This is a genomic window from Streptomyces rubellomurinus, from assembly GCF_000961885.1.
GTDB lineage: Bacteria > Actinomycetota > Actinomycetes > Streptomycetales > Streptomycetaceae > Kitasatospora > Kitasatospora rubellomurina.
Window position 1 is genome coordinate 1 of the sequence record NZ_JZKH01000363.1, and the last position, 313, is coordinate 313.

The window sequence follows — 313 nt, forward strand, 5'->3', positions numbered from 1 at the left end:
ATCGCCGACGTCTTCGAGATCGCCGTCGCCCTCGCGGCCGGCAAAGCCGCAGGCTTCACCAACCGCCGCTGGAGCGCCGCCACCCTGGCCAGCGGCGCCATCGGCACCTACTTCCTCAGCAAGGCACTGCTGACCTTCGACGTCGGCACCGGCTACGCCATCTGGACCTCCACCGCGGGCGTGGGCATCACCCTGCTCGGCGCACCACTGTTCGGCCAGCACCTCGACGGACGCAAAGCCCTCGGCATCACCACCGTCATCGCCGGCGTCGCCGGCCTCGAACTCAGCGGCTCCGCCTGAGCCCCCCCACCCC

1 protein-coding gene is annotated in these 313 nt (G+C 71.2%); it reads left to right on the forward strand.

Annotation, left to right across the window (positions count from 1 at the left end; all coding sequences use genetic code 11):
* On the forward strand, nucleotides 1-300 hold a 300-nt coding region (locus VM95_RS38210; RefSeq protein WP_063773627.1), incomplete at its 5' end, for a DMT family transporter.
* Between the last annotated feature and the right edge of the window lie 13 nt (nucleotides 301-313).